Annotated in this window: 21 protein-coding genes; 14 read left to right on the top strand and 7 right to left on the bottom strand. The window is 66.6% G+C overall.

The window, feature by feature from the left end; genetic code table 11:
• Positions 1–17 precede the first annotated feature (17 nt).
• Positions 18–1,151 carry an MBL fold metallo-hydrolase gene (locus tag UU7_RS13505; RefSeq protein WP_007809169.1) on the top strand — a complete coding sequence of 378 codons (1,134 nt, stop codon included), beginning with the start codon at positions 18–20 and terminating at the stop codon, positions 1,149–1,151.
• A 42-nt stretch (positions 1,152–1,193) separates the two neighbouring features.
• Here UU7_RS13505 and UU7_RS13500 read toward each other — a convergent pair whose 3' ends face one another.
• The 3 genes from UU7_RS13500 to UU7_RS13490 form a co-directional block, all read right to left on the bottom strand.
• Positions 1,194–1,784, bottom strand: a complete 591-nt coding sequence (locus tag UU7_RS13500) for a DsrE family protein (RefSeq protein WP_007809168.1) — start codon at positions 1,782–1,784, stop codon at positions 1,194–1,196.
• A gap of 120 nt (positions 1,785–1,904) precedes the next feature.
• Positions 1,905–2,804, bottom strand: coding sequence for a sensor domain-containing protein (locus tag UU7_RS13495; protein WP_007809166.1), 900 nt, complete (start codon positions 2,802–2,804; stop codon positions 1,905–1,907).
• Between the two features lie 199 nt (positions 2,805–3,003).
• A complete protein-coding gene (locus UU7_RS13490; RefSeq protein ID WP_007809164.1) occupies positions 3,004–3,360 on the bottom strand; it encodes a DUF1428 domain-containing protein in 357 nt (118 codons plus the stop codon).
• 138 nt (positions 3,361–3,498) lie between these two features.
• Here UU7_RS13490 and UU7_RS13485 point away from each other — a divergent pair, with 138 nt between their 5' ends.
• The gene (locus tag UU7_RS13485) at positions 3,499–3,717 is read left to right on the top strand and encodes a hypothetical protein (RefSeq protein ID WP_007809162.1); all 219 of its coding nucleotides are present in this window, start codon (positions 3,499–3,501) and stop codon (positions 3,715–3,717) included.
• 47 nt (positions 3,718–3,764) lie between these two features.
• On the opposite strand, the gene UU7_RS13480 is transcribed toward UU7_RS13485, so the two are convergent.
• A complete protein-coding gene (locus tag UU7_RS13480) occupies positions 3,765–4,577 on the bottom strand; it encodes an energy transducer TonB (RefSeq protein ID WP_007809161.1) in 813 nt (270 codons plus the stop codon).
• A 49-nt stretch (positions 4,578–4,626) separates the two neighbouring features.
• Positions 4,627–5,073, bottom strand: coding sequence for an SRPBCC family protein (locus UU7_RS13475; protein WP_007809159.1), 447 nt, complete (start codon positions 5,071–5,073; stop codon positions 4,627–4,629).
• A gap of 298 nt (positions 5,074–5,371) precedes the next feature.
• On the opposite strand from UU7_RS13475, the gene UU7_RS13470 reads away from it, so the two are divergent.
• From UU7_RS13470 to UU7_RS13460, 3 genes are all read left to right on the top strand, one after another.
• On the top strand, positions 5,372–6,835 hold the full coding sequence (locus UU7_RS13470; protein WP_040673451.1) for a dihydrolipoyl dehydrogenase: 1,464 nt from the start codon (positions 5,372–5,374) through the stop codon (positions 6,833–6,835).
• A 92-nt stretch (positions 6,836–6,927) separates the two neighbouring features.
• Positions 6,928–7,503, top strand: a complete 576-nt coding sequence (locus UU7_RS13465) for a TMEM175 family protein (protein ID WP_007809155.1) — start codon at positions 6,928–6,930, stop codon at positions 7,501–7,503.
• A gap of 40 nt (positions 7,504–7,543) precedes the next feature.
• On the top strand, positions 7,544–8,014 hold the full coding sequence (locus tag UU7_RS13460) for a YybH family protein (protein WP_040673449.1): 471 nt from the start codon (positions 7,544–7,546) through the stop codon (positions 8,012–8,014).
• A 2-nt stretch (positions 8,015–8,016) separates the two neighbouring features.
• Here UU7_RS13460 and UU7_RS13455 read toward each other — a convergent pair whose 3' ends face one another.
• Positions 8,017–8,832 carry an NAD-dependent protein deacetylase gene (locus UU7_RS13455; RefSeq protein ID WP_274378297.1) on the bottom strand — a complete coding sequence of 272 codons (816 nt, stop codon included), beginning with the start codon at positions 8,830–8,832 and terminating at the stop codon, positions 8,017–8,019.
• Between the two features lie 137 nt (positions 8,833–8,969).
• On the opposite strand from UU7_RS13455, the gene UU7_RS18460 reads away from it, so the two are divergent.
• From UU7_RS18460 to UU7_RS13430, 6 genes are all read left to right on the top strand, one after another.
• Complete coding sequence (locus UU7_RS18460) at positions 8,970–9,146, top strand: hypothetical protein (RefSeq protein ID WP_157582271.1); 177 nt, start codon at positions 8,970–8,972, stop codon at positions 9,144–9,146.
• A gap of 67 nt (positions 9,147–9,213) precedes the next feature.
• Complete coding sequence (locus UU7_RS13450; protein WP_007809149.1) at positions 9,214–10,347, top strand: DUF1615 domain-containing protein; 1,134 nt, start codon at positions 9,214–9,216, stop codon at positions 10,345–10,347.
• Positions 10,348–10,441: 94 nt separating this feature from the next.
• Positions 10,442–11,146: a glutathione S-transferase N-terminal domain-containing protein gene (locus tag UU7_RS13445; protein WP_007809147.1), complete on the top strand. Its 705-nt coding sequence runs from the start codon at positions 10,442–10,444 to the stop codon at positions 11,144–11,146.
• Positions 11,147–11,247: 101 nt separating this feature from the next.
• Positions 11,248–12,159, top strand: coding sequence for a class A beta-lactamase (gene bla / locus UU7_RS13440; RefSeq protein ID WP_007809144.1), 912 nt, complete (start codon positions 11,248–11,250; stop codon positions 12,157–12,159).
• Positions 12,160–12,380: 221 nt separating this feature from the next.
• Positions 12,381–12,923, top strand: coding sequence for a cytochrome b (locus UU7_RS13435; RefSeq protein ID WP_007809143.1), 543 nt, complete (start codon positions 12,381–12,383; stop codon positions 12,921–12,923).
• Positions 12,924–12,984: 61 nt separating this feature from the next.
• Entirely contained in the window at positions 12,985–13,680 is a 696-nt protein-coding gene (locus UU7_RS13430; protein WP_007809141.1) for a VIT1/CCC1 transporter family protein, read from the top strand.
• A gap of 12 nt (positions 13,681–13,692) precedes the next feature.
• Here UU7_RS13430 and UU7_RS13425 read toward each other — a convergent pair whose 3' ends face one another.
• Positions 13,693–15,921, bottom strand: a complete 2,229-nt coding sequence (locus UU7_RS13425; protein WP_007809139.1) for a penicillin acylase family protein — start codon at positions 15,919–15,921, stop codon at positions 13,693–13,695.
• Between the two features lie 313 nt (positions 15,922–16,234).
• On the opposite strand from UU7_RS13425, the gene UU7_RS13420 reads away from it, so the two are divergent.
• The 3 genes from UU7_RS13420 (at position 16,235) to UU7_RS13410 (ending at position 19,165) form a co-directional block, all read left to right on the top strand.
• Positions 16,235–16,813 carry an OmpA family protein gene (locus tag UU7_RS13420; protein WP_007809137.1) on the top strand — a complete coding sequence of 193 codons (579 nt, stop codon included), beginning with the start codon at positions 16,235–16,237 and terminating at the stop codon, positions 16,811–16,813.
• Positions 16,814–17,137: 324 nt separating this feature from the next.
• Positions 17,138–17,902, top strand: coding sequence for a hypothetical protein (locus UU7_RS13415; protein WP_007809134.1), 765 nt, complete (start codon positions 17,138–17,140; stop codon positions 17,900–17,902).
• A 486-nt stretch (positions 17,903–18,388) separates the two neighbouring features.
• The gene (locus tag UU7_RS13410) at positions 18,389–19,165 is read left to right on the top strand and encodes an iron-containing redox enzyme family protein (RefSeq protein ID WP_007809133.1); all 777 of its coding nucleotides are present in this window, start codon (positions 18,389–18,391) and stop codon (positions 19,163–19,165) included.
• Positions 19,166–19,258 lie beyond the last annotated feature (93 nt).

Below are 19,258 nucleotides of genomic sequence, written 5' to 3'. Positions count from 1 at the left end.
ATGACGGAGCACGCCGCGTGAAGTCCTTTGGCAAGCCGCCGCAGGGCGAACGGCTGGAACGGCTGCATGAGCTGCCGATGTGGGACGGCGAACGCCTGCGCAACATCCATCCGGTCCTGCCGGGACTGCGCGATCCGGCTGCGCCGCGGCCCACGCTGCGGGATTTCTTCTGTGGCGACGAGAACCGCACGCCACCCGCGCCGCTGCCTGCGCGGGACCCGCGCAGCGGCTGGGCGAGAAAGCCGGCCAGCGGCTTGCGGGCTACCTGGCTGGGCCACTCCACCGTATTGCTGGAGATCGACGGTTTTCGGGTGCTCACCGATCCGGTGTGGGGACAGCGGGCCTCGCCCTTCACCCTGCTGGGGCCCAGGCGCTTCCAGCCGGTGCCGATCGGCTTGCGCGAGCTGCCGCCGATCGACGCCGTGGTGATTTCGCACGACCACTACGACCATCTGGACTATCCGACGATACGCGCGCTGGCGAAGTCGAAGGTTCCGTTCGTCACCTCGCTCGGGGTCGGCGCCCATCTCGAGAGCTGGGGCATCGCGCCGTCGCGCATCACCGAGCTGGTCTGGTGGCAAAGCCATCGCGTGCCGGGCACCGGGCTCACCGTCACCGCGGCGCCATCGCAGCATTTTTCCGGCCGTGGCCTGAAGGATCGCAACCAGACATTGTGGTCGTCGATGGTCATGGCCGGTGACCGGCATCGGGTGTTCTTCAGCGGCGACACCGGGCTCACCACCGAGTATGAAGCCATCCGCGACCGGCTCGGCCCGTTCGACCTGGTGATGCTCGAAGTGGGCGCGTTCCATCCGTCCTGGGGCGATATCCACCTGGGCCCCGCCAACGCGCTGGCGGCTCACCGCCTGCTTGGCGGCGGCGTGCTGATGCCGGTGCACTGGGGCACGTTCGCGCTGGCCACGCACGCCTGGGACGAACCCGTCGAGGATCTGCTGAAACTGGCCGACCCGCTTGGCGTCGGCCTGTTCCTGCCACGTCTGGGACAACCCGCCGAGCCTGCCGAACATCGCGAGGTGGAGTCGTGGTGGCGACACGGCGAACCCGTCGGGCAGCGACCTGCCGCCGAGGCGGAGCCCGAACCGGCTCTCGCCGAACGGGTGCGCGGCCAGTTGCCGTGGCCACTGGATTGAAGGGCAGGCACGCCGCGCCCGCCATGCCCCTGCCGACGCTGGCTACAACTGCATGTAGTGGTAGCCCTGTTGCTCATACACGACGGGCGCGGTGAGCGCCGACAGGGTGACGGTGACGGCTGGATCGAGCTCGTTGTCCTGGACGCCGTGTTCGGCCAGGGCCTGGCCGCAGACGAGCAGCTTGACGCCGGCCTTCTTCAGCGCGTGCAGGATTTCCAGATTCGGATTGCCCTGCTTCAGATATTTGCGCGAGGCGGCGTCGGTCAGGCCCGCGGCGCCCGCGCGTTGATCGAGCACCGCCACGATGTGCATGCGTTCCGGCGGTACCCCGGAGTAGGCCAGCAGGTTCACCAGTCGCGCCAGGCGCTCCAGCGAGGCATAGGGCTTGCCCTTGTCGGCGCCGGTGGAAATCACGTCGACGAGGATCTTGTAGTCGGCCGCGGGGTCGGGCTGGGCGTCGGCATCCGGGCGCGGATGCACGCCACCGAATTTCGGGATCAGCGGATACACCCAGGTCGTGGTGGGCGAGGTCCTGGCGGCAGCCGCGGCTGGCTCCGCAGCCTGCGCCGGCAGCGACATCGCCACCAGCGCCATGCAGGAAAGTACCCGGGCGAGCGAAAGCTGGATCTTCATGATTTTCCCCTTGCCGCGGGCTGCGGCTGGTCCATCATGCTAATCCCCTTGCGGCTCGCCGGGTAATCCGCGGCTCGACGTCGCCGACAGGGGCTGTCACCGGTTCAGCGGGATGGATGGTCAGTCGCCGTCCGCGCTGCTTTCATCACTCTCGCGGAGGCCGTTTTCGCGTGATGACTGCTGGTGCTTGACCGCGTACATGGCGCGGTCGGCCCGGGCCAGCAGGGCTTTCGCGTTGGCTCCATCGTCGGGAAAGCAGGCGATGCCGATGCTGGCGTCCAGCCGGAACAGGCCGTCGGGCAGGCTGAAGGGAACGGTGAGGCGTGCGCGCAGGCTTTCGGCTACCGCCCGGGCGGTTCGTGCGTCGCGGCAGCCGGGCAGCAGGGCGACAAACTCGTCGCCACCGACCCGGGCCACCAGGTCACCCTGGCGAACACCCTGTTGCAGGCGTGCGGCCACCTCGCGCAACAGATGGTCGCCCGCATCGTGGCCGCCGCGATCGTTGACGTCCTTGAAGCCGTCGAGATCCAGGTACAGCACCGCCACTCCGTGACCGGTCTGCCTGGCGTGATCGATCGCGGACTGCAATTCGATGCGCAGGCGGTCGCGGTTGGCCAGTCCGGTCAGCGAATCGTGGTTGGCGCGGTGCTCCAGTTCACGCTCCAGGCGGCGCAGCTCGGTCACCTCGCGGCCGACGCCGATGCGCACGCCATGCTGGGGCAGCCAGCGCGCCGACCACTGGATGTCGACGCTGTGGCCGTCCTTGTGCAGGTAGCGGTTGCGGAAATGCAGCTGCAGCTGGCCCGCCATGACCTGCTCGGCCTGCGCCGCGGTGGCGGCGCGATCGTCGGGGTGAACCAGCTCGAAGATGCGCCGGCCCAGCACTTCCTCCGGGGTGTAGCCGAAGATGCGCTTGAAGCTCGCGTTGACGAACAGCAGATGTCCCTCGGTATCGACCACGCAGACGGCATCGGGCATCAGGTCGAGCACGTCGGCGAGTGGAGGAAGCGTCGGAATCATCTGCCTGCGGTGGTCGTCGGGTCCGGTGGTGTGCGCAGAAGGGCGTCATCACCATCGTGCGTCCCGTCGCAAGCTATCAGAATCATCGCCCCTGTGGGTGAAGGCAGGGCGCAGGCGTCACGCGCATGGGGGCGGTAGCCACGGACGGCGCGATGGCTCCCGACCTCATCCGGCAAGCGCGGACGGTTCCCGCCGGTGGTCAGCCCGGCAGGCTGACCACCGGCACGAAGCCGCCGAAGATCATGCGCTTGCCATCGAAGGGGCAGGCGCTGGCCGCTTCCATGCGCGGGTCCTGCATGAACTTTTCTATGCCGGCATCATGGGTGGCCTTGTCGGGCCATTCGACCCACGAAAACACCACCGCTTCATCGGCCTGTGCCTGCACGGCGCGGCGGAAATCGGTGAGCTTGCCATCGGGCACGTCCTCGTCCCAGCACTCCATCACCCGGGTGGCGCCGAATTCCAGGAAGATGCTGTCGAACGTGCGGGCGTGCTCGATGAATTGCGCGCGGTTGGCGTGGGGAACGGCGATCACGAAACCATCGATCCAGGACATGGTTGTCTCCTTGCGGGAATGGGGGCCGACAAGGCCGCCTTCACTTCAGCGACGAACCGGTGCTCGGATTATCGACACGTGCGCGGCTTTCGTTGCACCGTCGATATACTGGCCCGACCTTTGCCGGGAACGGGCTTCATGCGCAGTTTCGACGATACCAGCGGCAATCCATGGCAAGTCGCGGTGCTGGACGCGTCCTACGGCAACATGCTGCTGGTGTTCTCCCACGCCGGCGACCTGACCGTTCGCAAGACCGTCATGGCTGCGGAGAACCTTCGCCTGGCCGAGCAGCAGTTGCTGGACATGGACGAGGCGCAGTTGCGTGATCTGCTGGCCGAATCGGTGCCGTGGGATTAAAGCGTCACGCCGCGTCTCCGGGCTTTCTCAGCCTCGAAACCCCATCCTCAGTTGCCGGTGCTCAACGGTTGTCCGTCAGCACTGATCGCGGACGGCTGCAGAGGACTGTCCAGCGCGACAGCTTCCCCGAGCGGTTGCGAGGACAAGGCGAGATCGGTCTCCGCATGACGCAGCAGCTTCAGCGGTTGCACTCGCTCTTTGCAGCCACCATCGCGCCCCAGGCAGAACTTCATCGGCAACTGGATGCGTGTTGCCACCGGGCGGCCGTCGACGTATTCGGGGTCGGCCTGCCACTGCTTCACGGCCTGTTCGGCAGACCGGCTGAAGAGCCCCTTGCGCGGACCACTGAAGTGAGATTCCACCACCTTGATGTCCTCGATTCGACCATCGGGCTTCACGGTCGCCTCCATGAGCAGGCTGCCCTCACCATGATTGGTTTCCCGAAGCGGATAGTAGGGTGTGACGGATGGCTTCACCCGGGGACCGTTCGAGCTATACACCACCTGCACCCCAAAGGTGCCGGCCTCGCGCTTGACGACCTGCACCTTTACGCGCGCATAGGTCCGGGCGCTCACCGCGTGGCCGTCGACGAGTACGGGTTTGAAGCGCCAGCGGGATATCACCTCGCGCGCCGATGTCGCGAGAACATCGGGGATCGTGTCCGGCAGCTCCACCGCAACGACCTGTCCGGCCTGATCCACGTCAAGCGCGACTTCGGCGCGCCATTCCCGGGCGGCAGGCTGTTCGGCCGAGACGCGCTGAAAGGGGCAGGGCGTTGACAGTGTGGCGATCAACAACACGACAGCGAACTTCCCTTTCATGCACATTCCCGCCTTGACGATGGCAATGGCCGGAAACATAGCAGCAAATCGACGGTCGTGACTTGCCGATCGCGCCCCGGCGACTCGGCTATTCCTCGGGTAGTTCCGCCTCCACCAGCCGGCCGAGTTGCGCCAGCGATTCCTGCCAGCCGACGTAGCACTGCTCCAGCGGAATCACTTCGGGCAGGCCTTCCTGCACCACGTGCAGTTCGGTGCCGCAGGACACGGTCTTCAAGGTGATGGTCACCGTGATTTCACCGGGCAGGTGGGGATCGTCGAACTGGTCGGTGTAGCGGATGCGTTCGAACGGCGTGAGTTCGACATAGGTGCCGCCGAAGACGTGGCTGTGGCCGGTCGAGAAGTTGGTGAACGACATCTTGTAACTGCCGCCGACGCGGGCATCCAGATGATGCACCCTGGCGGTGAAGCCGTTCGGCGGCAACCATTTGACCTTGGCCTCGGCATCGAGGAAGGCGCGATACACGCGCTCGGCCGGCGCGCGCAGTACCCGGTGAAGGCGGACGGTGTTGGACATGGCGGTTTCCCTGGCTGGAGGAGGAGCCCTCATGGGAAGCAACGAACGGGCGAGATGGAAATCGACAGCCTGGCGGTTGACCGCGCCGGTGCTTCCTCCGGTCCACCGTCGACCTGTCTGCCGGCGTCGGCCTGCGCGTTTTGCAGTAGCCTGAAGCGCGGTCACCGGCATGCACGCAGTGGCCTGGGCATTTGAGGAAGTCAGCAAAGGTGGTCTCCATGATCGACATCCCGATGACAACTGGCCCGCAGGGCTGCCGGCAACCCAGCAGAGCCGATGCGCGATGCGTGGTGACGGCATGAGCATGCGCGAGGTCGACATCGCCATCATCGGCTCCGGCACCGCGGGCATGTCGGCCTATCGCCAGGCACGCAAGCGCACCGACCGCATCGCGCTGATCGAAGGCGGCCCGTTCGGCACCACCTGCGCCCGGGTCGGCTGCATGCCCTCGAAGCTGCTGATCGCCGCGGCCGAGGCGCGGCATCGCCTGGCAGCGTTGTCCGCGTTCGGTATCGCCAGCGACGCCGGCGCGGTCGATGGCCGCGCGGTGATGAAGCGGGTGCGTGACGAACGCGATCGCTTCGTGGGCTTCGTGCTCGATGCGGTGGCGGGTTTCGACCCTGCCCACGTGCTGCGCGCGCACGCCGAATTCGAGGACCCGCATACGCTGAAGCTGTCGCCAGCGATGGACGGCAGCGCGCCGCCGGTCGAGCGGGTCCGTGCCGGGCGCATCATCATCGCCACCGGTTCGCGACCGGCAATTCCCGCGGCGCTGCGGGCGGCGGGCGACCGGCTGATCCTCAGCGACGACGTGTTCGACTGGCAGGACCTGCCCGGCGCGGTGGCCGTGTTTGGTGCCGGCGTGATCGGCCTGGAGCTGGGCCAGGCCCTGCATCGGCTGGGCGTCCGCGTGCACCTGTTCGGTCGCGACGGACGGATTGGCGCGATCAGCGATCCGGTGGTGCGCGCCGAGGCGACGCGGCTGATCGCGGCGGAACTGCCACTCAGCCTGGACGCCGCCGACGTGCGCGTCGAGCGGGACGGCGAGGCGGTGGTCGTGCACTTCACCGACCCGGGCGGCGCGGCGAGCAGCGAGCGCTTCGATTACCTGCTGGCCGCCACCGGGCGTACGCCCAATGTCGAAATGCTGGCGCTGGAATGTTCCGGTCTCGAACTCGATGCCAGGGGGCTGCCGGTGTTCGATCCGCAGACCACCCGGGCCGGCGACAGCCATGTCTTCATCGCCGGTGATGCCGATGCCGACCGGGTGTTGTTGCACGAAGCGGCCGACGAGGGCCACCTGGCCGGCGAGCAGGCCGCGCGGTATCCGGCGGTCTACCGGCATACCCGGCGCACGCCGCTGGGCGTGGTGTTTTCCGATCCGCAGATCGCGTACGCCGGGCGACGGCATGCGCAACTGCTTGCCGACGGCGTCGCGTTCGCGGTGGGCGAGGTGTCCTTCGAGGACCAGGGGCGTTCGCGGGTGATGCTGGTCAACCACGGCCTGCTGCGCGTGTATGGCGAGCAGGGCAGCGGCCTGCTGCTGGGCGCCGAGATGATCGGCCCGCAAAACGAGCACATCGCCCACCTGCTGGCGTGGGCGATCCAGGCGCGCATGACGGTGGCCGACGTGCTGCAGATGCCGTTCTACCATCCCACGATCGAGGAAGGCCTGCGCACCGCGTTGCGCGAGCTGCTCACCGCGCTGGGCATGGGCGCCGCGCCGCCGCTGCACTGCATCGACTGCGGACCGGGCGCCTAGGTCACGGAACCGGCGCGTGCCGGATGTATCCGGACGCTGGCTGAGGCACACTGCGCGTCGGCCAGTGATGGGGCCTGATCAGGAGGCAACAGGTGGGCAAGGGCAGGCTGGAAGCATTCAGTGACGGCGTCATCGCCATCATCATCACCATCATGGTGCTGGAATTGAAGGTGCCGCATGACACCGCGCTGGCGGCGCTTGGTCCGCTGGCGCCGGTGTTGCTCAGCTACGTGCTGAGCTTCGTCTACGTCGGCATCTACTGGAACAACCACCATCACATGCTGGCGATCACCCATCGGGTATCGGGCACGGTGCTGTGGGCGAACCTGCACCTGCTGTTCTGGCTGTCGCTGTTCCCGTTCACCACGGCATGGATGGGCGAAAACCACCTGGCCCAGGCGCCGACCGCCGTTTACGGCTTCGTCCTGCTGATGGCAGCGGTGGCCTACTGGATACTGGAGCAGGTGCTGATCGCGGTGGCGGGTCCGGACTCGGCGTTGCGCGGGGCCATCGGCTACGACTGGAAGGGCAAGATCTCGCCGCTGCTCTATCTTGGCGGCATCGCGCTGACGTTCTGGCGGCCCTGGGCGGCGCAGCTCTTCTACGCCCTGGCGGCGCTGCTCTGGCTGGTGCCGGATCGGCGCATCGAGAAGCTGGCTGCCCATTGAGCCCGCACACCTTTCAGCCGTCCATCGGGGGGGCGTCATCATGAACGCAGGAAGGCTTCTGATCGCGCTGCAGATGGTGGTGGCGCTGTGCATCGCCAGCCCGCTTCGTGCAGCCACCTCCGACGCGGACGCCGCCGCCATCCGGCAGGTGCTGAACCGGCAGCAGGCGGCCTGGAACCTCGGCGACGTCGACGGGTTCATGCACGGCTACAAGGACGCCCCCGACACCACCTTCGTGGGCGGCAGCGTGCGCAAGGGCTACCGCGCGATCCTGGAGAGCTACCGCAAGCATTACGCCGGCAAGGCCCAGATGGGCAAGCTCACCTTCTCCGATCTCGATGTGCGCCTGCTGCCCGGACGCGATGGCGAGGTGCGTTATGCCGTGGTCACCGGCCGCTTCCACCTCGATCGCGCTGCCCACGGCGAGGTCGCCCAGGACGATGGCGTATTCTCGCTGCTGTGGGAAAAGACCGCGGACGGCTGGAAGATCATTCTCGACCACACCAGCTGATATCAGGGCTGATGCAGGAAGGCCAGTGAGCTGTCACAGGGCGCGTCGACCTTCAGGCTCAGCAGCGCATCGGCGCGCGTGCGGCCGAGCGTGACGGCGGCGATCGGCTTGCCGGCGCGCGCGGCGGCATCGACGAAGCGGTAGCCCGAATAGACCATCAGCGACGATCCCACCACCAGCACCGCGTCCGCCGCCTGCCAGGCGCGCGCGGCGGCCTCCACCCGTTCGCGGGGCACTGCCTCGCCGAAGAACACCACGTCCGGTTTCAGGATGCCGCCGCAATGCGGGCAGGGCGGAACCTCGAACTGCGCGAAGTCATGGCCTTCCAGGTCGGCGTCGCCGTCCGGTGCATCGCCGGCATCCAGTGACATCCATGCCGGGTTGCGCTCCTCCAGCATCTGCTGGAACGCGTGGCGGCCCAGCCGTGCCTCGCAACCCATGCAGCGCACTTCGTCGAGGCGTCCGTGCAGGTCCAGCACGCGCTCGCTGCCGGCGTGCTGGTGCAGGCGATCCACGTTCTGCGTCACCAGCAGCTCGACCTGGCCGCGCCGCTCCAGCGCGACCAGCGCACGGTGGGTGGCATTGGGCAGCGCACGACCGAAACGCCGCCAGCCGACCAGGCTGCGCGCCCAGTAGCGCTGGCGCGTGGCCGGCTCATGCATGAAGGCGGCGTAGTTCACCGGCGGCGGGCGTTTCCACTGGCCGTCGCGGTCGCGATAGTCGGGGATGCCCGAATCCGTGCTGCAGCCCGCGCCGGTCAGCACGAACAGGCGCGGATGGTCGTCGATGAATTGCTGGAGCGGGGTCATGGCGCAGATATGGGTGCTGGCGGTACGGAAAAACAGGCGGCCTGCAGGGCGGGCTTGCCGTGCCGGGAAGCGCCGACGATGATGGCGATGGACTGTAGCGCGTCCGCCTTGCGGCGGGCAGGGTCACCGACACAGGGAGCAGGCACATGGATCACGCTGGAACGGATGAAGTCACCGCCGCCCGGGCGACGAAGCTTGACGATGATGCGTACAGGATGTGGCACGAAAAGCCCGCGGGGAAATTTGTGCTGGGCTTTTCCGTGTTCGTGTTGGCCGAAGTGCTGGTCTACGGAACCCTGCACTGGATCTTCCCGCTGATCTGAACCGGAAGCCAGTGAGCGACGCCAGGACGGTGGTCGACGCGAGGCATCGGCGCGTTAGCATGGCCGGATGAAGCTCATCGCGATCGACTCCGCGTTCTCCTCGCCGTGGCGAGTGCCGGCCTGGCTGTTGGCACTGCTGCTGGTCGGCTGCGCCTCGCAGCCCGTGCAGGACGCGCGCAGCGCCGCGCAGGTGCGCAGCGAACTGCTGCGGCTGATCCCGGCCAGTGCCGACGATCGCGCCGGCTGGGCCACCGACATCCAGGCGGCGTTTTCCACCCGGCAGATCGCGCCGAGCACGGCCAACCTGTGCGCGGTGCTGGCGGTGACCGAACAGGAGTCGGGGTTCAAGGTGGACCCGGTGGTGCCCGGACTGGGCCGGATCGCGCGCCAGGAAATCGACCGCCGCGCCGCGGCGAAGCACGTCCCCGGGTTCCTGGTGGATGCGGCGCTGTGGCTGAAGTCGCCCGACGGCCGGCGTTACGGCGAGCGGCTGTCGGCGGCGCGCACCGAGAAGCAATTGAGCGGGATCTTCCAGGACTTCATCGCCATGGTGCCGCTGGGCAGGCGGCTGTTCGGCGAGCTCAATCCCGTGCATACGGCCGGCCCGATGCAGGTGAGCATCGCGTTCGCCGAGGCGCATGCCCGGGACTATCCGTATCCGATCAAGGGCTCGATCCGCGACGAGGTGTTCAGCCGGCGCGGCGGCCTGTATTTCGGCATCACGCACCTGCTGGGATATCCGGCGGACTATCCCGCGCCGCTCTACCGCTTCGCCGATTTCAACGCCGGCTGGTACGCCAGCCGCAACGCCGCGTTCCAGCATGCAGTGAGCGTCGCCTCCGGCATCCCGCTGGCGTTGGACGGTGACCTGCTGTCGCCGGATGCCGGTTTCGGCGATCGCCCCGGGGCGACGGAACTGGCGGTGCGGACCCTGTCCGCACGGTTGGACATGAGCGACTCGGCGATCCATCGGGCTCTGGCGCAGGGCGAGCAGGATGACTTCGCGGACAGCAAGCTCTACGCCCGCGTGTATGCGCTGGCCGAGGGCATCGAACACCAGCCGCTGCCGCGCGCGCAGCTGCCGGGCATCACCTTGAAGAGCCCGAAGATCACCCGCAAGCTCACCACCGCCTGGTTCGCCAGGCGTGTCGACCAGCGCTGGCAGCGCTGCATGCGGCGCGTCGGGAAGTCACCCGGATAACACAGGGCAGTGTCGGGCGAAGCCTTTGCGCGGCTTGAAGCATTCGCCCGACGTACCCACGTTGATGCGTTCCCCCAGCATGCAGGAGTGTCACGTGAGCAAGCTTGTCGACTTTCCGGTGACGGCGCGGTGGCCGGCCGCCCATCCCGAGCGCATCCAGCTGTATTCGCTCAACACGCCGAACGGAGTCAAGGCGTCGATCATGCTGGAGGAAACCGGCTTGCCGTACGAGCCGCACCTGGTCGACATCATCAACAACGAGAGCCACACGGCGGAATTCCTCGCGCTGAATCCGAACGGCAAGATTCCCGCGATCATCGATCCGGACGGCCCCGGCGGCGAACCGCTGGCGCTGTTCGAGTCGGGCGCGATCCTGCTGTACCTGGCGGACAAGACCGGCCAGTTCATCCCGGCCGATGCGGCGCGGCGCTGGGAGACGATCCAGTGGGTGTTCTTCCAGATGGCGTCGATCGGACCGATGTTCGGCCAGGTCGGCTTCTTCAACAAGTTCGCCGGCAAGAGCTACGAGGACAAGCGCCCGCTGCAGCGTTACGTCGACGAATCGAAGCGGCTGCTCGGCGTGCTCGACGCGCGGCTGGAAGGACGCGACTGGATCATGGGCGACGACTACACCATCGCCGACATCGCCACGCTGGGCTGGGTGAACAACCTGGTGACCTTCTACGAGGCGCGCGAACTGGTGGCGTTCGACAGCTTCGGTAATGTCTCGGCCTGGCTCGAACGCGGCCTGGCGCGGCCGGCCGTGCAGCGTGGCCTGACGATTCCGGGGCGGAGCTGAGGCTTGCCATGATTTTGCCTTCTCGCAGACCGTCGTTCGCCTGTTTGGTTGGCTAGCTTCAGGCGTTCTGGACGGCTGGCGTCCCGCCACGAGGAGAACCGATGAATCGTCGAAGCTTGCTGCAGGGCATCTTGCTGGGTGCAGCGGCGCTGCCATTGCATCGCTTGGCATTCGCAATGCCGGCCGTGCCGGCTGCGCATGATGTGGATGCAGTTGCTGCACATCTGGCGGCGCTGGAGCGTCAGCACGGCGGGCGGCTGGGCGTGGCGATGCTCGACACGGGCAGCGGGCAACATGTCGGGCACCGTGCCGACGAACGCTTCCTGATGTGCAGCACGTTCAAGTTGCTGGCGGCAGCAGCGGTGCTGGCGCGCGTGGATCAGGGCAGCGAGCAACTGGACCGACGCATCACCTACGGCAAGGACGTGTTGCTGGAATGGGCGCCCGAAACCTCCCGTCATGTGGGCGCCCAGGGCATGACCGTGGGCGAGCTGTGCCAGGCCGCGATCACGGTGAGCGACAACACGGCCGCGAACCTGCTGCTGACCAGTCTGGGCGGACCCGCGGCGGTGACCGCGTTCGTGCGAACGCTGGGCGATCCGCTGACCCGGCTCGATCGGATCGAGCCCGAACTCAACCGGACCCGTCCGGGCGACCTGCGCGACACCACCACGCCGGCTGCGATGCTGGCGGATATGCAGGCGCTGTTGCTGGGTGACGCACTTTCCCCTGCATCGCGCGGGCAACTGATCGAATGGCTGTGCGGCAACACCACGGGCAAGCAGCAGCTTCGCGCAGGCCTGCCGGCGGGCTGGCGTATCGGCGACAAGACTGGCAGCGGTGCCCAGCAGGAGACCAACGACATCGCCATCATCTGGCCGCCGCAGCGCAAGCCACTGCTGGTGACGGCCTACTACACGGGCTCGGCTGCCGACAAGGATGGACGACATGCCGTGCTGGCTGCCGTAGGCCGCCTCGCTGCGTCGATCCGGGTTTCGACTGGCGGCAAGTGACTTTTCGCGGCGGCCGGGGATCAGGGCGCCTATCCGGTGCAGCATGCCGTTCGCGGAGGGTCGTTGTTCTGCGTAACTGCGGGCATGCTCTGGCGGATCATTGGGACGAGAAGCATTCCGCCCCTGGCCGGCCAAGCAGGACAAAATGCCGGTCATGACCGGCAGTGCCCCAGCCGAGTCCTGTCGTCGATTCCGGATGATTCCCCCGCAGGAGATGTTCCATGCCCCTGATCGAATCCCCGCCGCGCTATGCGGCCGCTGTCCGTCGAATGCACTGGACGGTATTCGTGCTGGTGCTGCTGGCTTACGTCTGCATCAATCTGTTCGGGCAATTCCCGAAAGGCAGTGCCGCTCGCGGCAACATCTTGGCCGCCCACTACACCGCCGGATTGGCGGTTCTGTTGCTGGTTCTGCCCCGTTTGCTGCTGCGCCTGCGCCACGGACGTCCGTCGATCCTGCCGCCACCGCCGCGCTGGACCGAGCTGCTGGGCAAGGTCACGCATGTGTCGCTGTACCTGTTCCTGCTGATCCAGCCGATCCTCGGCATCATCACGTTGCAGATCGGCGGCAAGCCGGTGACCCTGTTCGGGTTGACCCTGCTGCCTTCGTTTGTCGATTTGCCGAACCGGGTGTTGTCGCATCAGCTGGAAGATATCCACGGCACCATCGGCACGATCTTTTACTACGTGATCGGACTGCACATCCTGGCCGCGCTGTGGCACCACTTCGGTCGACGCGACAGCACGCTGAAGCGGATGCTCTGAACCGGGCACCCCGTCGTCCTGGTTGCATTCCGATGTCCTGACCCTTGCAGAGAACGCCCGCATGCATCGACGTCACTACGAACGACATCGCACTGGCCGGATGGGCTGGTTGCGCGCCTCCGTACTGGGCGCAAACGACGGCATCGTTTCCACGGCCAGCCTGGTGCTGGGAGTGGCGGCGGCCCAAGCCAGCGGGCAGAACGTGCTGGTTGCCGGTGTCGCCGGGCTGGTGGCGGGCGCGATGTCGATGGCCGCCGGCGAGTATGTGTCGGTGCATTCACAGGCTGACAGTGAACGCGCCGAACTCGAGCGCGAACACCACGAATTGCAGACCGATGTCGAGGCTGAACACAAGGAGCTGGCGGCGATCTACATGGATCGCGGACTTGATCAGGCGCTGGCCACGCAGGTGGCCGACCAGCTGATGGCGCACAACGCACTCGATGCCCACGCGCGAGACGAGCTCGGCATCACCGAAGCATTCCGGGCACGACCGCTGCAAGCGGCCGGAGCCTCGGCGCTGAGTTTTGCGGTGGGCTCGGCCTTGCCGTTGCTGGTGGTGGCGTTGTCGCCAACCAGCATGCTGCTGCCGATGGTGTTCGTCACCTCGCTGGTGCTGCTCGCCGCGCTCGGCGCGCTGGCAGCATGGGCCGGCGGCGCGAAGATGGGTGTCGGTGCCCTTCGCATCACGTTCTGGGGCGCCTTGGCGATGGCGATCACCACCGGCGTCGGCATGCTGTTTGGCGTAAGCGGCTGATATCCGGCGGTCTCACTCGCCCGGGTGGTAAACCCGTTCGGTATGCCCCTGTAATTGTTCGGGCCAGAAGTACACGGTGCGCAGATTGCCTGTGGTGTAGCGCTCGGCTTCGTCGTTGAAATGTTTCGAACCGGGATGGCCGCTTTCGCCGCCAGCGGTGATCGCGCGCGCGCTGACCTTCGGGCCGAATTCGACCACGGCCACGAAACTGTTGCCGCTGGTGCCGTAGTAACGCTTGGTGCCGGGCCAGCGATGCGCGCCGAACGAGGCCAGCGAACCCCAGCGCGAGGAGACGAACGGCACCGGGATGCTCGGCTTGCCGTCGTCGAAGCTCTGCACGATGGCGCCGTCGTTGCGCTGGAAGCGGTTGATCTCGCCCCACGGCACGCCCCAGCTGCCGAAGTCGTGCTCCAGCCGGTTGGAGGCGGCTACCAGCGCGTCGAGGCGCGCCTTCGGGCCCGCGTCGCCGGCCATGAAGTCATACACCGACTGGTCTTCCGACTCGGCCTGGGCATGCACGCGATCCCACAGCGTGTCGCCCCAGAACACCGCCAGCGAGGTCGGCATCGAGGCGATGCCCCAGCGATAATCCCAGCCCCGCAGCAGGGCAATCTGGCCAGCCAGGCGGGGCTTCAGCGGATCGTTGTCGGGCAGCCTGTCGTAGTCGGACACCAGCACCGGGATCAGTTGCGCGAAGGCGGGCAGATAGGAGTCGAACGCGGCAGTGATCAGCGAGGCCTTGCTGAAGTCGCGTACCCGATCGAGCACGCGGGTGGCGTGGATGCCGCGCGGGTTCTCGCCGAAGGTATCCATGTAGCGCGGGTAGTCCTTCTGCTGCGGGCTGAACTTGCCCGCGGCGGAGTAGGGCCAGTTGTTGGTGTTCATGATCCAGCCGTTCGGCGGATCGAGTAGGTGCGGCGCCTCGTCCAGCGTGTGCAGGCCCTGCCAGTCGGTGGCCGGGTCGCTGCCGTCGACCGGCTGGGTGTAGTCGAAGCGGTTGTCGCGCCTGGGGATGAATTGTGGATGCATGTACGCGATCTCGCCCTTGTCGTCGGCGAAGATCGTGTTGTTCGAGGAGTTCGCCTTGAGCTCGGCCACCTTGCGGTAGCTGGCGTAGTCGCTGGCCTTGGTGCGCAGCCAGCTCTGTTCGAGCGCCTCCATCGGCTTGTTCATCAGCGCGATGGCGATCCACTTGCCGTCGGCTGCGCGCACGATCGGGCCGTGGTGGGTGAAGCGGGCGGTGAAGCTGCGGCTGGCCAGCGAGCCGTCCTTCGCCCGATAGCGCAGCCTGATCGTGCGCGCGGTGACCGGACGCAGTTCCTTGCCGTAGCGATAGAACAGCTGGTCGCCCTTGTGCACGATGGTCTCGGCGAATTCGTCGACCACGTCGGCGCCGGTGGAGGTGTGCATCCAGCCGATGTGCGGATTGAAACCCTGGTAGATGAAGAACTGCCCCCACGTCACCGCGCCGTAGGCGTCCAGCCCTTCGTCGCTGGACATCTGCAGTTCGGAGCGGAAGAAGAACGAGGTGTGCGGGTTGATCCACAACAGCGCGTGGCCGTCCACGGTGAGCTTGGGCGCGATCGCGAAGCCGTTCGAGCCGGTCGGCTCGACCCAGCTCGACGGCGTCTGCACGCTGGCCAGTTTCGTTCCGGCCTTGCCGTAGAACGCGGCGAGCCGGTCGAGCGAGACGCGCTCGATGTCGCCGCCGATGCTGCCTTCGCTGAAGCTCAGCGCCATCCACGGCTCGAACTGCCGGATCACCCGCGGATGCACCTCGGGATGGGTGGCCAGGTAGTAGTTGAGGCCATCCGCCCAGCTGTCCATCAGGGCCTGCAGCCAGGCCGGACTCTTCGCGTACTGCGCCTTGAGTTCGACGGGATCGATGAACAACTGCTGGCGCAGGTCGCTCCAGATCGCCGACTCGCCCTCGGCTTCGGCGAGCCAGCCCAGCGAGTTCAGGTAATTCGTCTCGACCCGGTTGAAGTCGTCCTCGGCCTGGGCGTAGGCCATGCCGAAGACCGCGTCGGCATCGGTGCGGCCATGCACGTGGGCGATGCCCCAGTCGTCGCGGGTGATCGTGATCGCCTGTGCCTGGTGTTGCCAGTCGGCCAGCGAGGGCGGTGTGCTGCGGGCGGTGGCCAGCAGGGCCGTCAGCATCAACGTGGCTGCCAGCAGGCATCGCGGCAGCAGGGCGGATGGCGCCGATCGGCGCACCTTGTTCAAGATGATTGCATGCATCTGCTCGTTATCCCCGGTTCGTTGGCGCTGCCGTACCACGTGGAGTTGACCACTACCGGGCTGTCCGTGCAAAGCCCGGTGCCACGGCGTCGCCGGCTCCGGGGAATGCACATGGTCGGATCGCCGCGCTCGCAAAGCTGGCCAGCCCCCGCTGCCGATCGCCCTGCAACTGAACTCGGCATTAATTCGCGCGACCGGAATTCGCCGCCGGGTTCGCAGACTGTGCAGCTTTGCTGCGGCAGCATCGGACAGGTTGTGGCGGGGCTTCGCGCATCACCGCCGCAGCATTCCGATATGAAGAGGAGAACTCCCCATGTTGAATCGATCTTCCCGAGGCGCCTGTCTCGCTCTTGCCCTGGCGGCAGTCACATCCCTTGCCGGCTGCAGCGGCTACGTCAAGCGCACCGACTTCGATGCCGCCATCAGCAAGCTGCAAGACACCGACGCCCGCATGCAGCAGCAACTGGACGCGCTGACCGCCGACATGCAGCAGCGCTTCTCCAAATACGATGCCACCCTGACGGAAATGCAGGGGCGCCTGCGCGTGGACACGGTGGCCCATTTCGATTTCAACAAGGCCGACTTGAACGAACAGGACAAGGCCATGCTGAAAGACTTCGCCCAGGTGATGCAGGCACACCACTCCGGCGCGGTGGTGACGGTGGAAGGCTTCACCGATCCGGCCGGTTCGCGGGCCTACAACCAGCGGCTGGGCCAGAAGCGCGCGGACGCCGTGCGTGACTATCTGGTTTCCAGTGAAGGCATGGCCGCCAGCCAGGTGCGCGCGGTCAGTTATGGCGAGGCGGGCAACCGCCAGGTGGAAAAGGGTGCATCGCGCGACGCGGGCACAAGCAACCGCCGCGTGGCCCTGGTGGTCGATTACGCCGGTTGATCAGGGCGGGGCGCGTCAGCCGCGCCCCGTTCCGGCGGCACAGCCTTGCCGAGCAGATGCCGCTGGCCATCGCCGAGGCAGCCATCACCGTTGGGCGCCCGGTCGGTCCGGACAGCGGCCGCGGGCGACTGTGGGGTTTGTCCAGACCATCATGTAGGCGCGAGGCCGGCGCCGGCGCAGGGTACGGCTGCATTTCGCCCAGGCCTTGCGCCCGCCCTGCAAATGGACGTTCCGGCGCCTTGCGTCGTGGTTATAGTCCGCCTGATCGTGGCGGCGTTCGTTTCGATGCGATGTCGCCACGTTCTTCCGGCCGAGGATACGAACATGCCCAATTCCAGCGATTACCGGCAGAGCGCGAGCTTCTTTCGCAGCCGCCTGAACACGATTGCCTCGCGCACCCGGGTCGGCAAGAGCCGCATCCATATCGATTCGGGCGGCAACCACACCCGACGCCAGCCTTCGCGGTCGATGGAAGAGAAGCTCAGGAATTACGGCGAGCGCCGCTATCACTCGGTGGCGCGCATCCTCGCCTTGTTCGAGATCGTCAGGAAGACCGAGCGGCTGAGTGTCCCGGTGCTGGTCGAAAGCAAGGGCGCGGTGTGGCAGGCCTACGTGGACCGCAGCGGCGGTGTGGACAATGCCTGTCACACCTGCCCATGCCATCTGCAGCTCGATGGCAAGCTGCCGACGATGATCACGGGCAACAAGGGCTTGCGCCGGCATCTGGTGCTGGAGTTTGCCGACTGCGTCTCGCTGCCCCGCAGCGTCAACAACATCGACAGCATCGTCGACGAGATCGCGGGCCGACAGGCGTTTGTCCGGGCGGCCAGCCTGGTGCTGAACCAGCCGGACACAGGCTGGGCGGAGGGGCTGGATCTGTTCCGCGAGGACATGCGCGAGTTGCTCGGCGACATGGTGGAGACGATCACCCGCCCGCCCGGGCCCGAGTACCGGGCCTCCAGTGAATTGAACCAGGAGCGGCTGGACGTGTTGCTGGCGTATTACGAAGGCATCTTCCTGACCAGCACGGCCTCCATCCGGATGAGCCATTTCATCGCCCAGGTCGAGGCAGAGATGCGCGTGCCCTGAGCGCCGGCGTCTTCCATTCGACTCTTTCGCGTTCCCTGGTGCCTGTCACCGCCTGATGATGGGCTGGCCTGGTCTGCCTGCGCCCGCGGTGCCGGTCCCCGGTCATTCCGGAGCGCGATGCTGCGCCCATCGGCGATCTTCCGATCCACGCTGTCATCCGCTTTTCGCGGTGCCGCGCCGCGGCTGCCGACGCTGTCGTGTGCGCGTCTCACGACCGGTTCAGTCGCATGGCGCGACGGTCGAAAGTACAAGTCCCGCAGGATTGCGGCATCGTAGGCCTCTGGCCTGCCTTCGCTAGGGCAGTTTTCCCGCCGTGATCCAGCGGTGCAGGAAATCCTCTGCCGAAGCTGGCAGTGCCTTCGGCGAGTGGCGGATGCAGATTTTCCGGTCGTGCCAGCGGCATGCCGGGGAAGCGGCCGGCGTCGGGGATTCCGGGTCGGTCGAATGACAGTGACTCACTGAACCGCCCAAACCGAGGAGAACGCAATGCACAACGAATTCAAACTGACCGGCCCGCAGACCGAGCTGACGAGCTACCCCCAGTGGGCCCAGGACATGGTGGCCGATTGCGAAGGCACCAAGCGCAGCGTGATCGAGCACCCGCTGTGGGAGTCCATGATCAATGGCAGCCTGGGCAAGGCCGGAACCACCAACTTCATGGTCGGCATCTGGCCGGTCATCGAACGGTTCCCGGCCTACATGGCGCAAAGCCTGCTGAAGACCCAGTTCGGCCGCAGTGCCGGCGACAACCTGGCGCGACGCTGGCTGGTACGCAACATCCGCGTCGAGCAGAACCACGCCGAATACTGGCTCAACTGGGCCGAGGGTGCGGGGATTGCCCGCGAGGAAGTGCTGCACGGGGTGGCACCGCACGGTACCGAGACGCTGGCCAACTGGTGCGAGGACGTCAGCCGCAGGGATACACTGGCCGCAGGCATTGCCGCCACCAACTATGCGGTGGAAGGAGCCACCGGAGAATGGTCGCAACTGCTCTTCGACAGCCGTCGTTATGTGGAACGGTTTCCGGAGAAGAGCCGGGCCGGGTCGTTGCGCTGGTTGCAACTGCATGCGGCCTATGACGACACCCATCCATGGGAGGCGCTGGAGATAGTCTGTACACTGCTGGGGACGGAACCTTCCGCCGATGAGGTGACCCACGTCGGCGAATGCATCAAGCGCAGCTACACCAGCATGCGGATTCTTGCTGATCGCTGCGTCAAGCCGCATCGTGTTCTGGATGTGATGAACGAAGCCGCAGCCTGAGGGAACCAGGCTCCGGGCAGTGTCTTGCCAGAACGTGACGTGTGGATCACGAACCAAGGGACGCCATGCGAAGCTCGCGACTCAGCTTGCAAC

Source organism: Rhodanobacter spathiphylli B39, from assembly GCF_000264295.1.
GTDB classification, from domain to species: domain Bacteria; phylum Pseudomonadota; class Gammaproteobacteria; order Xanthomonadales; family Rhodanobacteraceae; genus Rhodanobacter; species Rhodanobacter spathiphylli.
Note: the sequence above shows the minus strand (reverse complement) of the source record. Positions and strands in the feature narration are given on the sequence as shown.

Coding starts and splice junctions, on each gene's coding strand:
- UU7_RS13410 (WP_007809133.1), top strand. CDS start 18,389: ATGCACAACGAATTCAAACTGACCGGCCCGCAGACCGAGCTGACGAGC.
- UU7_RS13495 (WP_007809166.1), bottom strand. CDS start 2,804: ATGATTCCGACGCTTCCTCCACTCGCCGACGTGCTCGACCTGATGCCC.
- UU7_RS13460 (WP_040673449.1), top strand. CDS start 7,544: ATGAACGCAGGAAGGCTTCTGATCGCGCTGCAGATGGTGGTGGCGCTG.
- UU7_RS13430 (WP_007809141.1), top strand. CDS start 12,985: ATGCATCGACGTCACTACGAACGACATCGCACTGGCCGGATGGGCTGG.
- UU7_RS13450 (WP_007809149.1), top strand. CDS start 9,214: ATGAAGCTCATCGCGATCGACTCCGCGTTCTCCTCGCCGTGGCGAGTG.
- UU7_RS13485 (WP_007809162.1), top strand. CDS start 3,499: ATGCGCAGTTTCGACGATACCAGCGGCAATCCATGGCAAGTCGCGGTG.
- UU7_RS13480 (WP_007809161.1), bottom strand. CDS start 4,577: ATGTTTCCGGCCATTGCCATCGTCAAGGCGGGAATGTGCATGAAAGGG.
- UU7_RS13470 (WP_040673451.1), top strand. CDS start 5,372: ATGAGCATGCGCGAGGTCGACATCGCCATCATCGGCTCCGGCACCGCG.
- bla (WP_007809144.1), top strand. CDS start 11,248: ATGAATCGTCGAAGCTTGCTGCAGGGCATCTTGCTGGGTGCAGCGGCG.
- UU7_RS13490 (WP_007809164.1), bottom strand. CDS start 3,360: ATGTCCTGGATCGATGGTTTCGTGATCGCCGTTCCCCACGCCAACCGC.
- UU7_RS13420 (WP_007809137.1), top strand. CDS start 16,235: ATGTTGAATCGATCTTCCCGAGGCGCCTGTCTCGCTCTTGCCCTGGCG.
- UU7_RS13500 (WP_007809168.1), bottom strand. CDS start 1,784: ATGAAGATCCAGCTTTCGCTCGCCCGGGTACTTTCCTGCATGGCGCTG.
- UU7_RS18460 (WP_157582271.1), top strand. CDS start 8,970: ATGGATCACGCTGGAACGGATGAAGTCACCGCCGCCCGGGCGACGAAG.
- UU7_RS13425 (WP_007809139.1), bottom strand. CDS start 15,921: ATGCATGCAATCATCTTGAACAAGGTGCGCCGATCGGCGCCATCCGCC.
- UU7_RS13435 (WP_007809143.1), top strand. CDS start 12,381: ATGCCCCTGATCGAATCCCCGCCGCGCTATGCGGCCGCTGTCCGTCGA.
- UU7_RS13415 (WP_007809134.1), top strand. CDS start 17,138: ATGCCCAATTCCAGCGATTACCGGCAGAGCGCGAGCTTCTTTCGCAGC.
- UU7_RS13475 (WP_007809159.1), bottom strand. CDS start 5,073: ATGTCCAACACCGTCCGCCTTCACCGGGTACTGCGCGCGCCGGCCGAG.